We start from the raw sequence: 16,588 nt of genomic DNA on the forward strand, positions 1-16,588 counted from the left end.
ATCATGACGCTTGCCGCCTACGCTTGCGATCCCGCCCGTTCGCGCGGTCGCCGCTACCCTGAGGCGGTGGCGCCCACGCGCACGGAGTACCAGCGTGACCGTGACCGCATCGTCCACTCCACGGCCTTTCGTCGTCTGGTCTACAAGACGCAGGTGTTCCTGAATCATGAGGGCGACCTGTTCCGCACGCGGTTGACGCATTCGCTCGAAGTGGCACAGCTCGGGCGTTCGATGGCGCGGTCCCTGGGGCTTAACGAGGATCTGGTGGAGGCCATCGCGCTGGCGCATGATCTGGGGCATACCCCTTTTGGTCATGCCGGCCAGGACGCGCTGGACGAATGCATGGCAGCTCACGGCGGCTTCGAGCACAACCTGCAAAGCCTGCGGGTGGTGGACCAGCTGGAAGAGCGTTATCCTGCGTTCGATGGCCTGAATCTCACATTCGAGACCCGTGAGGGCGTTCTCAAGCACTGTTCGCGCAAGAATGCCGAGCTGCTCGAGGCGGCCGAGCCAGGTGGGGTGGCACAACGCTTTTTGTTGCGTACACAGCCCAGCCTGGAAGCGCAGTTGTGCAATCTGGCCGATGAAATCGCCTACAACGCGCATGACATCGATGATGGGGTGCGTTCGGGCCTGATCACGCTGGAGCAGCTTGAGGCGGTGCCGCTGTTCGACGACTTCCGCCGTCAGACGTTGCAGGATCACCCCCAGTTGGGGTCTGCAGCGCAGGGGCGGCGCTTGTTGTATGAAACGATACGTCGCATGCTCAGTGCGCAGGTGTACGACGTCATTGAGGCCACGCAACAGGCGTTGTGTGCAGCGGCGCCCATGAGTGCCGACGCAGTGCGTCAGCTGCCGGCCCTGCTGCGCTTCAGTGATGAGATGCGTTCCCGCTCGGCGGCGCTGAAGAAATTCCTGTTTCAGAACCTCTATCGGCATCCGCAAGTCGTGCATACCACCGGGCAGGCGCGCCAGGCGATTCGCGAATTGTTTGAGGCTTACCGGGAGTCACCCGAGGAAATGCAGGCCGGTTTTGTTGCGCGGGCACTGGCCGTGCACGGCAAAGCAGATGAAGAGCACGCCGTACTGCGCGTGGTGGCCGACTACATTGCCGGCATGACGGACCGTTTCGCCTGGCGCGAGCATGAACGCCTCACGGGGCAGAGGTTGCTGGCATGAGTGCCGTCTGGAGTCGATCCATCCGCACGGTCGATCCCGCCCTGGTGGTGATCCTCGGCGGCGTCAGCGCAGCACTGCATGTCGGCAAGCTGTCGCCGGCTTTGCCGGTATTGCGAGAGGCGCTTGGCGTGTCACTGTTGCAAGCCGGGTTTCTGCTCTCGCTGGTACAGCTCGCCGGCATGACGCTCGGCCTGGCGGTCGGGTTGGCGGCCGATGGTCTGGGCCTCAAGCGCAGCATGCTGGGCGGATTGCTGGTGCTGTTCGCTGCTTCGCTGCTGGGTGGTTGGGCACAAGATGCCCCGAGCCTGCTGCTGCTGCGGGCGGTTGAGGGTTTTGGTTTTCTCCTGGTGTCCATGCCGGCGCCGAGCCTGATTCGTCATCTGGTGGCGCCGCATCGCATGAGCGCCATGCTCGGGCTGTGGGGCGCCTACATGCCGTTGGGGACGGCCAGCGCCCTGCTGTTCGGACCGCTGGTGATTGCACTGGCGAGTTGGCAGGTTTGGTGGTGGGGGCTTGCCGCCCTGACGCTCTTGATGGCGTTGTGGTTGTGGCAGGTGGTGCCGCCGGATCAGGTGCGTGTGCCGGGCCACTCCGCACCAGACATGAAGGCAGGAACTGCTGCGCAGGCGAACGCCTGGCCGCAGCGCTTGCGGCAGACGCTTGTGGCGCCCGGCCCGTGGCTGGTGGCGTTGAGCTTTGCCGTGTACTCGGGCCAGTGGCTGGCCGTGATCGGTTTTCTTCCGACCATCTATGCGCAAGCGGGTGTTGCAGCAGGCGTTACCGCTGTGCTGACGGCATTGGTGGCTGCCGTCAACATGGTCGGCAACATCGTTTCCGGGCGCCTGCTGACGCGGGGCGTGCGGCCGCAGACCCTGCTCTACATTGGTTTTTGTGCCATGGGGCTGGGCACGCTGCTGGCCTTTGTGACCTTCCCGCTGGCGCCTGGCGCCTCGGGCCTGCCGCCGATCTTCCGTTTCATGGCCGTGTTACTTTTTTCCATGCTCGGTGGCATGATCCCCGGCACACTGTTCTCGCTGGCGGTTCGATTGGCACCCAATGAACGCACGGTATCCACCACCGTGGGTTGGATGCAGCAATGGTCTTCACTGGGGCAGTTTGCCGGGCCACCGCTGGTGGCCTGGGTGGCCGCGAGTGTGGGGGGCTGGCACTGGACCTGGGGGGTGACGGGCGCCTGCTCACTGACCGGTCTGTTGCTGGCGCGGCAACTGGGTGCGAGGAGCCAACGATGAGTCCATTTCCCGAACAGGCGCTGATCGCCCGCGTGGTGCAAGACATGAAGACTTGGCTGGAGCGGGCCGTCATCGGCCTCAATCTCTGCCCGTTCGCCAAGAGCGTGCATGTGAAGGGCCAGGTCCACTATGTCGTGAGCCTGGCGACCGAACCGCAGGCCTTGCGTGAGGAACTGGTGCGCGAATTGACGGCCTTGCATGCTGCCGATCCCGAGTTGCGCGACACCACCTTGCTGATGGCGCCGTTGTGCCTGCAGGACTTTCTCGACTTCAATGATTTTCTCGACGAAGCCGATGCCGTGTTGGATGAGCTCGGCCTGGAGGGGGACTTGCAGATTGCCAGTTTTCATCCGCAGTTCCAGTTTGCCGGCACTGCCCCGGACGACATCACCAACTACACCAACCGCGCGCCCTACCCGACCTTGCACCTGTTGCGCGAGGCCAGCATCGATCGTGCTGTGCAGGCCTTTCCCGAGGCTGAAATGATTTTCGAGAAAAACATGCAAACGCTGGAGGAACTCGGGCACGCGGGCTGGGCGGCTTTGAAGGTGGGTGGTGGCCAGCCCGAATCCGAAACAATGCCAGCCGCCGATGCTGGTAAAGAGAAAGATGCACCATGATGACTTCTGGCAAGAAGCGCAAGCAGTCCGTCGCAGAAGGGGGTATCGGTTCGTCTGGGCTGTTGGCGCCCGAGATCCGGCCTGAGCAGTCGATCGAGCTGCTCAAGGAGTTGCACATCCTGACACGCGACGGCAAGCTCAACCAGGACTCACGTCGCAAGCTCAAGCAGGTTTATCACCTGTTCCAGTTCATCGAAAAACTGCTGCAGGAGTTGCAGTCCGAGCGTGCCGGTGCGGATGCCCCCGGCATCACGCTGGCGGACCATGGTGCCGGCAAGTCCTATCTCGGGTTCATCATCTACGACCTGTTCTTCAAACAGCATCAGCGTGGCCGTATCTACGGTATCGAAACCCGGCCCGAACTGGTGCAGAAGTCGCGCGAACTGGCTGCACGACTAGGCTTCGAACGCATGTCGTTCCTCAATCTGAGCGTGACCGAGTCAGCGCATTCGAAGGAGTTGCCCGACCGCATCGACATCGTGACCGCGCTGCATGCCTGCGACACCGCCACCGACGATGCGATTGCCTTCGGCCTGTTGAAGCAGGTGCGTTTCATGGTGCTGGTGCCCTGCTGCCAGGCGGAGGTGGCGCGTGTGCTGAATTCGGGCAAGGCGTTGTCGCTGTCGCGCACACCTCTGGCTGAGCTCTGGCGCCATCCTTTGCACACCCGTGAATTGGGCAGCCAGATCACCAATGTGCTGCGTTGCCTTTATCTGGAGGCTTGGGGTTACCAGGTCACGGTGACCGAACTGGTGGGTTGGGAGCACAGCATGAAGAACGAGCTCATCATTGCTCGCTACACCGGGCAGAAAAAACGGGCGGCGGCCCAGCGCCTGCACTCCATTCTGGAGGAGTTCGGGCTTACCTCGCTGCTGGAGACGCGTTTTCGCCTGCCTGAAGGTCAACCGTCGGATGCGCCCCGCGTTGGAGAGTGATTGCGGTGTCGGTATCTTCCGACTTGGCTGTGTCGACCCTGTGATGTTTTAGGAAAGTGTGAACTATGAAAAAGCTTTTTGCGGTGGCTTTGGCTTTGGTCTTGACGGCCTGTGCCAGTAGCAGCCCGGATGTGATCCAGCGCAATGATGCGCAACGCCTGTCGGTGGTCGAGGATGGCACGGTGCTGTCCGTGCGCAGTGTGACGGTGGAAGGTAGCCAGTCTGGTGCCGGTGCGGCCACCGGTGGTGTGGTTGGTGGTCTGGCCGGTTATGGCGCTGGCAGCAACCAGCGTGAAGGCCAGATCATTGGGGTGCTCGGTGCCGTGGCCGGTGTGGTGGCCGGCCATGCCATTGAGCGCATGAGTACACGCGAAGATGCCAATGAAATCCTGGTCCAGCTCAAGAATGGCGACCGCCGTGCTGTGGTGCAGGCCAAAGGTGCTGAAGTCTTTGCTCCTGGCGAGTCCGTTGTGCTGGTCACGACAGGCGGCAAGGTCCGCGTGGCCAAGGCGCCAAATAACCAAGCCCAGAAATAATCAGGGTCAGATTCGAACTATGATGATGCGACGCATTTCTTCGCATCATCATGGCACGCCTTCCCCGTCTCACGGTTCCTGGTTATCCGCACCATGTGATTCAGCGGGGCAACAACCGTCAGCCAATCTTTGTCTCGCATGCTGACTACGCATTCTTTCTCGACCTGTTGGATGAAAATGCCCGCAAGTTCGACGTCGCCATCCATGCCTATGTGCTGATGGGCAATCATTTCCATCTGCTGGTCACGCCACAGACCGATACCGCGTTGCCGCAGATGATGCAGGCGATCGGCCGCCGTTATGTGCGGTACTTCAACCATGCGCAGCAACGCAGCGGCACACTGTGGGAGGGGCGTTACAGGGCGACCTTGATCCAGGCGGATCGCTATTTGCTGGCTTGCATGGCCTACATCGACCTCAACCCGGTCCGTGCCGGCTTGGTAGGCCAGGCGCGCGACTATCCATGGTCGAGTCATGCGCATTACATTGGCTTGCGTACGGACAAGTTGGTCACCCCCCATCCTTTGTACTGGGGACTTGGCAACACCCCTTTCGCCCGTGAAGCGGCTTACGCCGGGCTGGTGCAGTCAGGGGTGAGTGCCGCTCAGCAAGAAGATCTGACGCAGTCGACGTTGCGCGGATGGGCCTTGGGTGAGGTTGACTTCATGGCGGATTTGCAGAAGCGGACAAGTCGCCGTCTCAGCAAGGCATCCGCAGGGCGCCCACAGTCGTCCTCAAAAGGTGCGTCATGAACTCTTTCCGGCAGTGGATTGGGCGATTGCGTTATCAATTTAATATGTCCCCAATTATTTGTTGAATAAAAAAATTCAACAAATAATTGGAATCTGACCCTAATTATTTCTCTTGGCATTCCTGTTGCACTGCACTATGCTTGCAACCCCTGTGAAATATTTAGGAGTGCGCCATGACAACGGCTGCCGAGATCCAGCATCTCCAACAAAACGGTTTGTATTCCGGTGCCAGTGAGCATGATGCTTGCGGTGTGGGCTTTGTTGCGCATATCAAGGGCATCAAGTCCCATGACATCGTGCAAGGCGCGCTCAAGATCCTGGAGAACCTGGATCACCGCGGCGCCGTGGGCGCTGACAAGCTGATGGGCGATGGGGCCGGTATCCTGATCCAGTTGCCGGATGCCTTGTACCGCGAGGAAATGGCCAAGCAGGGTGTGGAACTGCCGCCGCCCGGCGAGTACGGTGTGGGCATGATCTTTCTGCCCAAAGAGCACGCCTCGCGTCTGGCTTGCGAACAAGAGATGGAGCGCGCCATCAAGGCCGAGGGCCAGGTACTGCTGGGCTGGCGCGATGTGCCGGTCAACCGCGACATGCCCATGTCGCCCACCGTGCGTGAAAAAGAGCCGGTGTTGCGTCAGGTGTTCATTGGCCGCGGCAGCGATGTGATTGTGCAGGACGCACTGGAGCGCAAGCTGTATGTGATCCGCAAGACTGCCAGTGCCGCCATCCAGGCCCTGCAGCTCAAGCACAGCAAGGAATACTATGTGCCGAGCATGTCCAGCCGGACCGTGGTCTACAAAGGCCTGCTGCTGGCGGATCAAGTGGGCACCTACTACCTGGACCTGCAAGACAAACGTTGCGTCTCGGCCTTGGGTCTGGTGCACCAGCGTTTCTCGACCAACACCTTCCCGGAATGGCCGCTGGCCCACCCCTACCGCTATGTCGCGCACAACGGTGAGATCAACACCGTCAAGGGCAACTACAACTGGATGAAGGCGCGCGAAGGCGTGATGTCTTCACCGGTTCTGGGCGAAGACCTGCAGAAGCTGTACCCCATCAGCTTTGCCGGCCAGTCCGACACCGCGACCTTCGACAACTGCCTGGAACTGCTGACCATGGCAGGTTATCCGATCAGCCAGGCGGTGATGATGATCCCTGAGCCGTGGGACGGCCCGGCCTCCATCGTGTTCACCGACGGTCGCCAGATTGGCGCCACGCTGGATCGCAACGGCCTGCGTCCTGCGCGTTACTGCGTTACCGACGATGACCTCGTCATCATGGGTTCCGAGTCCGGCGTGCTGCCGGTGCCGGAGAATAAGATCGTGCGCAAATGGCGCCTGCAGCCCGGCAAGATGTTCCTGATCGACCTCGAGCAGGGCCGCATGATCGACGACGAAGAGCTCAAGGCCAACCTCGCCAACAGCAAGCCCTACAAGCAGTGGATCGAGAACCTGCGCATCAAGCTCGACGATGTCGAAACTGGCGCCGATGACCACGTGGCAGAGGGCGGCGTCAGTCTGCTGGACCGCCAGCAGGCCTTCGGCTTCACGCAGGAAGACCTCAAATTTCTGATCGCCCCGATGGCCGCCGCTGGTGAAGAAGCCATCGGCTCCATGGGCAACGACAGCCCGCTGGCAGTGCTGTCCGACAAGAACAAGCCGCTCTACAACTACTTCAAGCAGCTGTTCGCCCAGGTGACGAACCCGCCGATCGACCCGATCCGCGAAGCGATCGTGATGTCGCTGGTGTCCTTCATCGGTCCGAAGCCGAACCTGCTTGACATCAACCAGATCAACCCGCCGATGCGCCTGGAAGTGAGTCAGCCGATTCTGGACTTCTCGGACATGGTGAAGCTGCGCAACATCGAAGCCACGACCAAGGGCAAGTTCCGCAGCCAGACGCTGGACATCACTTACCCGCTGGCCTGGGGCCATGAGGGGGTGGAAGCCAAGCTGGCCTCGCTGTGCGCCGAGGCGGTTGATGCCATCAAGGGTGGCAAGAACATCCTGATCATCAGCGACCGCGGTGTCAGCCCGATGCAGGTGGCCATTCCCGCGCTGCTGGCGCTGTCCGCCATTCACCAGCACCTGGTGCGCGAGGGCCTGCGCACCTCGGCCGGCCTGGTGGTCGAAACCGGCACGGCGCGCGAAGTGCATCACTTTGGCGTGCTGGCCGGCTACGGTGCCGAAGCCGTGCACCCCTACCTGGCCATGGAAACCCTGGTGGCCATCCACAAGGACCTGCCGGGTGACCTGAGCGCCGACAAGGCCATCTACAACTACGTCAAGGCGATCGGCAAGGGCCTGTCCAAGATCATGTCGAAGATGGGGGTGTCCACCTACATGAGCTATTGTGGCGCCCAGTTGTTCGAAGCCATCGGCCTGAACACCGCAACTGTCGACAAATACTTCACCGGCACCCCCAGCCGCGTGGAAGGCATTGGCGTCTTCGAGATCGCCGAGGAAGCCATCCGCATGCACAAGGCGGCCTTCGGGCACGATCCGCTGCTGGCCACCATGCTGGATGCCGGTGGCGAATACGCCTGGCGTACCCGTGGCGAAGAGCACATGTGGACGCCGGATGCCATTGCCAAGCTGCAACACAGCACGCGCGCCAACAACTTCAACACCTACAAGGAATACGCGCAGATCATCAACGACCAGAACAAGCGCCACATGACGCTGCGCGGCCTGTTCGAGTTCAAGATTGATCCGGCCAAGGCGATTCCGGTTGACGAGGTGGAGCCGGCGAGCGAAATCGTCAAGCGCTTTGCCACCGGCGCCATGTCGCTGGGTTCGATCTCCACTGAGGCGCATGCCACGCTGGCCGTGGCCATGAACCGCATCGGCGGCAAGAGCAACACCGGCGAGGGCGGCGAGGACCCGGCGCGCTACCGCAACGAGCTCAAGGGCATCCCGATCAAGAAAGGTGAGACCCTCAAGAGCGTGATCGGCGACGCCCAGGTGGAAGTCGACCTGCCGCTGCAGGATGGCGATTCGCTGCGCTCCAAGATCAAGCAGGTCGCGTCTGGCCGTTTCGGCGTGACGGCCGAGTACCTGGCCAGTTCCGACCAGATCCAGATCAAGATGGCACAGGGTGCGAAGCCGGGCGAAGGTGGCCAGTTGCCCGGCGGCAAGGTGTCTGACTACATCGGCAAGCTGCGTTACTCGGTGCCGGGTGTGGGCCTGATCTCGCCGCCGCCGCACCACGACATCTACTCGATCGAAGATCTGGCGCAGCTGATCCACGATCTGAAGAATGTGGCGCCGCACTCAAGCGTCAGCGTCAAGCTGGTGAGCGAAATCGGTGTCGGCACCATTGCCGCAGGTGTGGCCAAGTGCAAGAGCGATCACGTGGTGATTGCCGGCCATGACGGCGGTACCGGTGCCTCGCCCTGGTCGTCCATCAAGCACGCCGGCAGCCCGTGGGAAATCGGTCTGGCCGAGACCCAGCAGACCCTGGTGCTGAACCGCCTGCGCGGCCGCATCCGTGTGCAGGCTGACGGCCAGATGAAGACCGGTCGCGATGTGGCCATCGGCGCCCTGCTTGGCGCCGACGAGTTCGGCTTTGCCACCGCACCGCTGGTGGTTGAGGGCTGCATCATGATGCGCAAGTGCCACCTGAACACCTGCCCGGTGGGTGTGGCGACGCAGGACCCGGTGCTGCGCAAGAAGTTCTCGGGCAAGCCTGAGCATGTGGTGAACTTCTTCTTCTTCATTGCCGAGGAAGTGCGTCAGATCATGGCGCAGCTGGGCATCCGCAAGTTCGACGACATGATCGGACGTGCCGACTTGCTCGATATGCGTCGCGGCATCGAACACTGGAAGGCGCGTGGCCTGGACTTCTCGCGCATGTTCGCCATGCCGGCTGTCACTGCCGATGTGCCGCGCTACCACGTGGCCGAGCAGGAGCACGGTCTGGAGAAATCGCTCGACAATGTGCTGATCGCCAAGTCGCGTGCTGCCATCGACAAGGGCGAGAAGGTCCAGTTCATGGAAGTCGCGCGCAACGTCAACCGCTCGGTTGGCGCCATGCTGTCCGGTGCGCTGACCAAGGTGCACCCGGAAGGTTTGCCGGATGACACCATCCGCATCCAGCTCGAAGGCACGGGCGGCCAGTCCTTCGGCGCCTTTGTCGCCAAGGGCATCACGCTGTACCTGATTGGTGAAGCCAACGACTACACCGGCAAGGGCCTGTCGGGTGGCCGCATCGTGGTGCGTCCGAGCCTGGACTTCCGCGGCGAAGCCACTCGCAACATCATCGTCGGCAATACCGTGATGTACGGTGCCACCAGCGGCGAGGCTTTCTTCAGCGGCGTGGCCGGCGAGCGTTTTGCCGTTCGCTTGTCAGGCGCCACGGCGGTGGTGGAAGGTACAGGTGACCACGGTTGCGAGTACATGACCGGCGGCACGGTCGCCGTGCTGGGCAAGACCGGTCGTAACTTCGCGGCGGGCATGAGTGGCGGTTTGGCCTACGTCTATGACGAGGACGGCCAGTTTGCAACGCGCTGCAATACCGCCATGGTGTCCATGGAGAAGGTGCTGCCGGCAGCCGAGCAGGAGTCCACGATCAACCGCGCCATCTGGCACCGTGATCAGACTGACGAAGCCCAGCTCAAGAAATTGCTGGAAGATCACCACCGCTGGACCGGCAGCAAGCGCGCGCGCGAACTGCTGGACAACTGGGCCGAGGCCCGCGCCAAGTTCGTCAAGGTGTTCCCGAACGAATACAAGCGTGCTCTGGGCGAAATCAACGCCAAGAAGGCTGCTGTTGCGCCTGCCAAGGCTGCCAGCAAGAAAGAAGCCGCTGCGGCTAAGTAATGACTTGGCGGGACAGATCAGGATTTGTGCAGCCAATCTGCTCTGTCCCCAACTGACTAGATAGGAAACATCATGGGTAAAGTCACCGGCTTCATGGAGTATGAGCGTCTCGAAGAGGGCTACCAGCCCGTCGCCGAGCGCCTGAAAAACTACAAGGAATTCGTGATCGGCCTGACCGACGAGCAGGCCAAGATCCAGGGCGCCCGCTGCATGGACTGCGGTACGCCGTTCTGCAACAACGGTTGCCCGGTCAACAACATCATTCCGGATTTCAACGATCTGGTTTACCAGGGCGACTGGAAGAACGCGATCGAGGTGCTGCACTCGACCAACAATTTCCCGGACTTCACCGGCCGCGTTTGCCCGGCGCCTTGCGAGGCAGCGTGCACGCTGAACATCAACGATGATGCGGTGGGTATCAAGTCGATCGAGCACGCCATCATCGACAAGGCTTGGCAGCAGGGTTGGGTCAAGCCGCAGCCGGCGGCCGTCAAGACCGGCAAGAAGGTGGCCGTGGTCGGCTCCGGCCCCGCCGGCATGGCGGCGGCCCAGCAGCTGGCGCGTGCCGGCCACGCCGTGACGGTGTTCGAGAAGAACGACACCATCGGCGGTCTGTTGCGCTTCGGCATCCCGGATTTCAAGTTCGACAAGTCGCACATTGACCGTCGCGTCAAGCAGATGGAAGCCGAGGGCGTGGTGTTCAAGACCAACACCCTGGTCGGCGAATTGCCCAAGGGCTCCAAGGTCACCAACTGGGCCAAGGACACGGTCAGTGCCGAACAGCTGAAGAAGGAGTTCGACGCCGTGCTGTTGACCGGTGGTGCCGAGCAGTCGCGCGATCTGCCGGTGCCCGGTCGCGACCTCGACGGCATTCACTTCGCCATGGAGTTCCTGCCGCAGCAGAACCGTATCAATGCCGGCGGCAAGGTTAAGGATCAGATCCGTGCCGATGGCAAGCATGTCATCGTGATCGGTGGTGGTGACACGGGTTCGGACTGTGTGGGCACCAGCAACCGTCACGGTGCCGCCAGTGTGACCCAGTTCGAAGTCATGCCCATGCCGCCCGAGCAGGAGAACAAACCTCTGGTCTGGCCCTACTGGCCGCTGAAGCTGCGGACCAGTTCCAGCCACGAGGAAGGTTGCCAGCGCGAGTTCGCCATTTCGACCAAGGAATTCATCGGCAAGAACGGCAAGGTCACGGGCCTGAAGACCGTGCATGTCGAATTCAAGGACGGCAAGTTCGTCGAGATCCCCGGCACCGAAAAGGAATACCCGGCCGACTTGGTGCTGCTGGCCATGGGCTTCGTCAGCCCGGTGGCGACCGTGCTGGATGCCTTCGGTGTGGAGAAGGATGCACGCGGCAATGCCAAAGCGAGTACTGACTTTTCTGGCGGCTACGTCACCAATGCGGCCAAGGTGTTCGCTGCTGGTGATATCCGGCGCGGCCAGAGTCTGGTGGTCTGGGCCATTCGCGAAGGTCGGCAAGCCGCGCGGGCGGTGGACGAGTTCCTTATGGGCGCGAGCGATCTGCCACGCTGAGAGGTTTCATCCCTTATGATTCAAAAGCCGGATCGTCCCGGCTTTTGTTTTTTATGCCCTCATCCCAAGCGAACTCTCTTGTCGAACTGCGGAACCTGACCTTCGGGTATGGGGAGCGAGTCATCCTGGATGACATTTCTCTCAGCATCCCGCGCGGCAAGGTGACCGCCCTGATGGGCGCCTCTGGCGGTGGCAAGACAACCGTTCTGCGCTTGATTGGCGGGCAGAACCGTGCTCAGCGCGGTGAGTTGTTGTTTGATGGCCAGGACGTCACCCGCATGGACCAGACGCAGCTGTATGCGGCACGGCGCCGCATGGGCATGCTGTTCCAGTTCGGCGCCCTGTTTGCGGATCTGGATGTCTTCGAGAATGTGGCTTTTCCCCTGCGTGAGCACACCGATCTGTCCGAGGCGCTGATTCGCGATATCGTTCTGATGAAGCTCAATGCCGTTGGCCTGCGTGGTGCCCGCAGCCTGATGCCGAGCGAGGTTTCGGGCGGTATGGCCCGGCGCGTGGCATTGGCACGCGCGATCGTGCTCGATCCCGAGCTGGTCATGTACGACGAGCCCTTTGCCGGTCTCGATCCGATCTCCCTCGGGACAGCGGCCCAGCTGATCCGTCGCCTCAACGATGCGATGGGCCTGACCAGCATCGTGGTGTCGCATGATTTGGAAGAGACCTTCCATATTGCCGATCAGGTCGTGATTCTGGCCAATGGCCGCATCGCCGCGCAGGGAACACCGGAGGAGGTCAAGCGTTCTACGGATCCTCTGGTGCAGCAGTTCGTCCAGGCTCAGGCCGAAGGGCCGGTGCACTTTCATTACCCCGGCCCCAGTGTGGAGCAGGATTTCGGTGTGGAGCAGGTATGAGCTGGTGGCGTCCTTCTGACGTGGGCTATGCAGTGCGCCAAAAGCTGGCGGACATGGGCTACGGTGCGCGCCTCTTCATGCGGCTGCTGCAGCTGGCCGGTCCGAGCTTCAAACGTTTCGGGTTGATCCGCGACCAGATCCACTTGCTGGGCAACCATTCGCTGGCCATCATTGTGGTCTCCGGTCTTTTCGTTGGCTTTGTACTCGGTTTGCAGGGTTATTACATCCTGGTGGACTACGGTTCGACGGAGGCGCTGGGCCAGATGGTGACGCTGAGTCTGGTGCGCGAACTCGGACCCGTGGTGGCGGCCCTGCTGTTTGCCGGCCGGGCCGGTACCTCGCTCACCGCCGAAATCGGCCTGATGAAAGCGGGTGAACAGCTCAGTGCCATGGAGATGATGGCGGTGGACCCGATCCGTCGCATCCTGGCGCCGCGCTTCTGGGGCGGCGTGATCACCTTGCCCTTGCTGGTCGCGGTCTTCAATGCGGTTGGCGTCATGGGCGGCTGGCTGGTCGGCGTGGTCATGATCGGTGTCGACCCGGGTGCCTTCTGGAGCCGGATGCAAGGAGGGGTCGATGTCTGGGCGGACGTGGGTAACGGCGTGGTCAAGAGCATCGTGTTCGGTTTCACGGTGAGCTTTGTGGCGCTGTTGCAGGGGTACCGGTCGCAGGCGACGCCTGAAGGGGTTTCACGAGCGACCACGCGGACGGTGGTGATGGCTTCGCTGGCAGTTCTGGGTCTGGATTTCATCCTGACCGCCATGATGTTTTCGATTTGAATTTGACTGGAGCTTTGTGGGTCAGATCACTCGCGCAGCGATGTGCTCTGACCCCAATGAACTAAGATGCAACGCTCAAAAAATGATGTGTGGGTCGGCCTGTTTGTCCTGATCGGGGCGGTGGCCATTTTGTTTCTGGCCTTGCAGGCTGCCAATCTGCTGAACCTGAGCTTTCAGTCGACCTACCGGGTCGAGGCGCGCTTTGACAATATCGGCGGATTGAAGCCCAAGTCGCCGGTACGCAGTGGTGGCGTGGTCGTGGGGCGTGTCGAGTCCATCGCATTTGATGACAAGACCTTCCAGGCCAAGGTCGCCTTGGCACTGGAGAGCCGCTACAGTTTCCCCAAAGACAGTTCGATGAAGATTCTGACCAGTGGCCTGCTGGGAGATCAGTACATCGGTATTGAGGCCGGGGCGGACGACAAGGAACTGGCGGCTGGCGATGTGGTGACCGCCACGCAGTCCGCGGTGGTGCTGGAGAATCTGATCGGTCAGTTCCTCTACAGCAAGACCGCCGAAGGCAATACATCAAGCGCGGGCAAGAAATGAAGTTTCACTGCAGGGCAGACCGGCAGGTTGCCGGGAGATTGAGTCGTCTGTCGCCACTGGCAGCGTTGCTGCTGTGCGTGGTGTTGGCCGGTTGCGCCACCGGGCCGAATGTGAATCCGAAAGATCCGCTCGAGCCTTTCAATCGCAGCATGTTCGAGTTCAACGATGCGATAGATCATGCCGTGCTCAAGCCGGTGGCGACCGCCTACAAGGAGGTAACGCCGGATCTGCTGCGCCGCGGGGTGGGCAACTTCTTCAACAACATTGAGGACGTCTGGTCTTTTGTCAACAATGTGCTGCAGCTCAAGGGTGAAGGCGCCGCGAACAGCCTGATGCGTGTCAGCGTCAACACCCTTTTCGGTCTGGGCGGTATTCTGGACGTGGCCAGCGAGATGAGGATCGAGCGCCATCCCGAAGACTTCGGCCAGACGCTGGGGCGCTGGGGTGTCGGGGCAGGCCCTTATGTGGTGCTGCCCTTCTTCGGCCCCTCGACCTTGCGTGATACCGTGGCCTTGCCGGTGGACAAGACCGTGGGCGATCCGGTGACCAAGATTGAGGACATCCCGGTGCGCAATACGCTCTGGACCCTGCGCCTGGTGGACAACCGGGCCCAGGTGCTCAAGGCGGGCGATTTGCTGGAGGAAATTGCGCTCGATAAGTACACTTTCTTCCGGGATTCCCATCTGCAGCGGCGCCGCAACGCGGTATTTGATGGCAATCCACCGGAAGAAGAGCCGGAGGCCGAGCCCGAGCAATAACCGGAGCCAGGGCAGGGTTTCGGGTCAGCCATCGACGCGACTGCTGCGTTGGAGGCGTCAGGATCATCATGAATGAATGGGAAAGCAAGCATGAAGCGTCGTTCTTTGAATCGTTGTCTGGTGGTATTGGCCTGTAGCCTGGGGCTCATGGGACACCTGCAGGCGCACGCCGCAGACGAAGCCCCTGACCTCATGATCAAGCGTCTGTCGACCGAGGTGCTCGACAGCATCCGTGCCGACAAGGCCATCCGTGCGGGCGACATGAATCGCATCATTGCGCTGGTCGATGCCAAGATCATGCCCAACGTGAATTTCCAGCGCATGACCGCTTCAGCCATCGGCCCCGGCTGGCGCCAGGCCACACCGGAGCAGAAGAAGCGTCTGCAGGAAGAGTTCAAGACCTTGCTGGTCCGTACTTATGCCGGTGCACTGTCGCAGGTGACGGACCAGACCATCGCGCTCAAGCCCATGCGCGCTGCGCCGGAAGACAAGGAGGTGGTGGTGCGTACGGAGGTGCAGGGCCGTGGTGATCCGATCCAACTCGACTATCGCCTGGAGAAGACGCCTGGTGACGGTTTGGGCTGGAAGATCTACAACCTCAATGTGCTCGGCGTCTGGCTGGTGGAGACCTACCGCAGCCAGTTTGCACAGGAAATCAGCACCAAAGGTCTGGATGGCCTGATTGCGACGCTGACAGAGCGCAACAAGGCCAACGCCAAGAAGGTCTGAACGTGCTAGTGCTGCCCTCGGAACTGACCCACGCCCAGGCCCGGGCCTGCCTGCAGATGCTGGTGCAGGGTCTGCGTGCCCACAGCGGAGCGTCCGTGGTGGTGGATGCCGGTGCCCTGCAGCACTTTGACTCCGCGGCCTTGTCTGTGCTGCTGGAGTTCCGACGTGAATGCCTGACGGTGGGCAAGCATTTTTCGATCCGGGGTCTCTCGCCGCGGCTGGCCGATCTGGCCGCCCTGTACGGCATTGACGGGCTGCTGCCTGCGGCTTGACCCCGCATGAGCAGGCCTTCGGGCCGTCCGCTTAAAATAGCGGACTCCCATGCCAGCCATTTCCTTCCAGTCTGTCTCCAAGGCCTATCCGGCAGCACGGGGACCCAAGGGCGCCACGTTCCTGGCGCTTGATGACGTCAGCTTCAATATCGAAGAGGGCGAATTTTTTGGCCTGCTCGGCCCCAACGGGGCCGGCAAGACCACGCTCATCAGCATCCTGGCGGGCCTGACGCGCGCCAGCCAAGGCCGCGTGACGGTGCTGGGCCATGACGTGCAGGCCGATTACGCCCAGGCCCGACGCCTGCTCGGCGTGGTACCTCAGGAACTGGTGTTTGATCCGTTTTTCAATGTGCGCGAGGCCTTACGCATCCAGTCAGGCTACTTCGGTGTCAAGAACAACGACGCCTGGATTGACGAGCTGCTCGAAAGTCTGGGCTTGGCCGACAAGGCCAATGCCAATATGCGCCAGCTCTCCGGCGGCATGAAACGACGCGTGCTGGTGGCGCAGGCCTTGGTGCACAAGCCGCCGGTCATCGTGCTGGACGAGCCGACCGCCGGAGTGGATGTGGAGTTGCGCCAGACGCTGTGGCAGTTCATCGCGCGGCTCAACCGCGAAGGCCACACGGTGCTGCTGACGACTCATTATCTGGAAGAAGCCGAAGCCCTGTGCGGCCGTATTGCCATGCTGAAAACCGGCAAGGTGGTGGCCCTGGAGCGCACCAGCGAGCTGCTGAAAGCCGCATCCAGCCATGTGCTGCGCCTGAAGATTGACGGCGAGTTGCCGGCCGATCTGGCGGCGCAGGCGCGTGTCACGGGGCGGATCGTCCAGTTTCCGGCGCACGACGCACGCGAGATCGAGGGTTATCTGGCCGCGGTGCGCGAGGCCGGTGTCGTTGTGGATGACGTCGAGATCAGCAAGGCTGATCTGGAAGATGTCTTCCTCGACGTGATGAGTTCGACCAATGCCAGCGCTGGCTCTGAGACGGCGGAGGGCGCATGAG

15 protein-coding genes are annotated in these 16,588 nt (G+C 61.6%); all 15 read left to right on the forward strand.

All coding sequences use genetic code 11. From position 1 onward, the window contains the following. Positions 1-3 precede the first annotated feature (3 nt). The 15 genes from CDE01S_RS00495 (at position 4) to CDE01S_RS00565 (ending at position 16,587) form a co-directional block, all read left to right on the forward strand. Positions 4-1,179 carry a deoxyguanosinetriphosphate triphosphohydrolase gene (locus tag CDE01S_RS00495; RefSeq protein ID WP_066702085.1) on the forward strand — a complete coding sequence of 392 codons (1,176 nt, stop codon included), beginning with the start codon at positions 4-6 and terminating at the stop codon, positions 1,177-1,179. Next, entirely contained in the window at positions 1,176-2,429 is a 1,254-nt protein-coding gene (locus CDE01S_RS00500) for an MFS transporter (protein ID WP_066702087.1), read from the forward strand. The genes CDE01S_RS00495 and CDE01S_RS00500 overlap by 4 nt, the downstream gene beginning before the upstream one ends. Beyond that, positions 2,426-3,049: a DUF1415 domain-containing protein gene (locus CDE01S_RS00505; protein ID WP_066702089.1), complete on the forward strand. Its 624-nt coding sequence runs from the start codon at positions 2,426-2,428 to the stop codon at positions 3,047-3,049. The genes CDE01S_RS00500 and CDE01S_RS00505 overlap by 4 nt, the downstream gene beginning before the upstream one ends. Beyond that, the gene (locus CDE01S_RS00510) at positions 3,049-3,984 is read left to right on the forward strand and encodes a class I SAM-dependent methyltransferase (RefSeq protein ID WP_084382611.1); all 936 of its coding nucleotides are present in this window, start codon (positions 3,049-3,051) and stop codon (positions 3,982-3,984) included. Before CDE01S_RS00505 ends, CDE01S_RS00510 begins: the two co-directional genes overlap by 1 nt. A gap of 65 nt (positions 3,985-4,049) precedes the next feature. Next, complete coding sequence (locus tag CDE01S_RS00515; RefSeq protein ID WP_066702092.1) at positions 4,050-4,520, forward strand: outer membrane lipoprotein; 471 nt, start codon at positions 4,050-4,052, stop codon at positions 4,518-4,520. Positions 4,521-4,570: 50 nt separating this feature from the next. Next, the gene (locus tag CDE01S_RS00520) at positions 4,571-5,272 is read left to right on the forward strand and encodes an REP-associated tyrosine transposase (protein WP_066702093.1); all 702 of its coding nucleotides are present in this window, start codon (positions 4,571-4,573) and stop codon (positions 5,270-5,272) included. Between the two features lie 173 nt (positions 5,273-5,445). Next, the gene (locus tag CDE01S_RS00525; protein WP_066702094.1) at positions 5,446-10,092 is read left to right on the forward strand and encodes a glutamate synthase-related protein; all 4,647 of its coding nucleotides are present in this window, start codon (positions 5,446-5,448) and stop codon (positions 10,090-10,092) included. Between the two features lie 72 nt (positions 10,093-10,164). Further along, a complete protein-coding gene (locus tag CDE01S_RS00530; RefSeq protein ID WP_066702095.1) occupies positions 10,165-11,631 on the forward strand; it encodes a glutamate synthase subunit beta in 1,467 nt (488 codons plus the stop codon). A 53-nt stretch (positions 11,632-11,684) separates the two neighbouring features. Continuing rightward, positions 11,685-12,500 carry an ABC transporter ATP-binding protein gene (locus CDE01S_RS00535; RefSeq protein ID WP_066702097.1) on the forward strand — a complete coding sequence of 272 codons (816 nt, stop codon included), beginning with the start codon at positions 11,685-11,687 and terminating at the stop codon, positions 12,498-12,500. Next, the gene (gene mlaE / locus CDE01S_RS00540) at positions 12,497-13,279 is read left to right on the forward strand and encodes a lipid asymmetry maintenance ABC transporter permease subunit MlaE (protein WP_066702099.1); all 783 of its coding nucleotides are present in this window, start codon (positions 12,497-12,499) and stop codon (positions 13,277-13,279) included. The genes CDE01S_RS00535 and mlaE overlap by 4 nt, the downstream gene beginning before the upstream one ends. A gap of 66 nt (positions 13,280-13,345) precedes the next feature. Further along, positions 13,346-13,828 carry an outer membrane lipid asymmetry maintenance protein MlaD gene (mlaD, locus tag CDE01S_RS00545; protein ID WP_066702101.1) on the forward strand — a complete coding sequence of 161 codons (483 nt, stop codon included), beginning with the start codon at positions 13,346-13,348 and terminating at the stop codon, positions 13,826-13,828. 38 nt (positions 13,829-13,866) lie between these two features. Continuing rightward, the gene (locus tag CDE01S_RS00550; RefSeq protein ID WP_066702104.1) at positions 13,867-14,586 is read left to right on the forward strand and encodes an MlaA family lipoprotein; all 720 of its coding nucleotides are present in this window, start codon (positions 13,867-13,869) and stop codon (positions 14,584-14,586) included. A 90-nt stretch (positions 14,587-14,676) separates the two neighbouring features. Continuing rightward, the gene (locus CDE01S_RS00555; RefSeq protein WP_439648656.1) at positions 14,677-15,315 is read left to right on the forward strand and encodes an MlaC/ttg2D family ABC transporter substrate-binding protein; all 639 of its coding nucleotides are present in this window, start codon (positions 14,677-14,679) and stop codon (positions 15,313-15,315) included. 2 nt (positions 15,316-15,317) lie between these two features. Further along, positions 15,318-15,587 (forward strand): STAS domain-containing protein, encoded by a 270-nt coding sequence (locus tag CDE01S_RS00560; RefSeq protein ID WP_066702107.1) that lies wholly within the window; start codon positions 15,318-15,320, stop codon positions 15,585-15,587. Between the two features lie 49 nt (positions 15,588-15,636). Beyond that, on the forward strand, positions 15,637-16,587 hold the full coding sequence (locus CDE01S_RS00565) for an ABC transporter ATP-binding protein (RefSeq protein WP_066702108.1): 951 nt from the start codon (positions 15,637-15,639) through the stop codon (positions 16,585-16,587). Position 16,588: the final 1 nt, after the last annotated feature.

Origin of the sequence: Curvibacter delicatus NBRC 14919 (assembly GCF_001592265.1) — a bacterium.
GTDB lineage: Bacteria > Pseudomonadota > Gammaproteobacteria > Burkholderiales > Burkholderiaceae_C > Hylemonella > Hylemonella delicata.

What these genes read in the sequence shown, in the direction of transcription:
- mlaD (WP_066702101.1), top strand. Translation starts at nt 13,346, where the DNA reads ATGCAACGCTCAAAAAATGATGTGTGGGTCGGCCTGTTTGTCCTGATC.
- CDE01S_RS00515 (WP_066702092.1), top strand. Translation starts at nt 4,050, where the DNA reads ATGAAAAAGCTTTTTGCGGTGGCTTTGGCTTTGGTCTTGACGGCCTGT.
- CDE01S_RS00520 (WP_066702093.1), top strand. Translation starts at nt 4,571, where the DNA reads ATGGCACGCCTTCCCCGTCTCACGGTTCCTGGTTATCCGCACCATGTG.
- mlaE (WP_066702099.1), top strand. Translation starts at nt 12,497, where the DNA reads ATGAGCTGGTGGCGTCCTTCTGACGTGGGCTATGCAGTGCGCCAAAAG.
- CDE01S_RS00510 (WP_084382611.1), top strand. Translation starts at nt 3,049, where the DNA reads ATGACTTCTGGCAAGAAGCGCAAGCAGTCCGTCGCAGAAGGGGGTATC.
- CDE01S_RS00530 (WP_066702095.1), top strand. Translation starts at nt 10,165, where the DNA reads ATGGGTAAAGTCACCGGCTTCATGGAGTATGAGCGTCTCGAAGAGGGC.
- CDE01S_RS00565 (WP_066702108.1), top strand. Translation starts at nt 15,637, where the DNA reads ATGCCAGCCATTTCCTTCCAGTCTGTCTCCAAGGCCTATCCGGCAGCA.
- CDE01S_RS00555 (WP_439648656.1), top strand. Translation starts at nt 14,677, where the DNA reads ATGAAGCGTCGTTCTTTGAATCGTTGTCTGGTGGTATTGGCCTGTAGC.
- CDE01S_RS00505 (WP_066702089.1), top strand. Translation starts at nt 2,426, where the DNA reads ATGAGTCCATTTCCCGAACAGGCGCTGATCGCCCGCGTGGTGCAAGAC.
- CDE01S_RS00500 (WP_066702087.1), top strand. Translation starts at nt 1,176, where the DNA reads ATGAGTGCCGTCTGGAGTCGATCCATCCGCACGGTCGATCCCGCCCTG.
- CDE01S_RS00495 (WP_066702085.1), top strand. Translation starts at nt 4, where the DNA reads ATGACGCTTGCCGCCTACGCTTGCGATCCCGCCCGTTCGCGCGGTCGC.
- CDE01S_RS00535 (WP_066702097.1), top strand. Translation starts at nt 11,685, where the DNA reads ATGCCCTCATCCCAAGCGAACTCTCTTGTCGAACTGCGGAACCTGACC.
- CDE01S_RS00525 (WP_066702094.1), top strand. Translation starts at nt 5,446, where the DNA reads ATGACAACGGCTGCCGAGATCCAGCATCTCCAACAAAACGGTTTGTAT.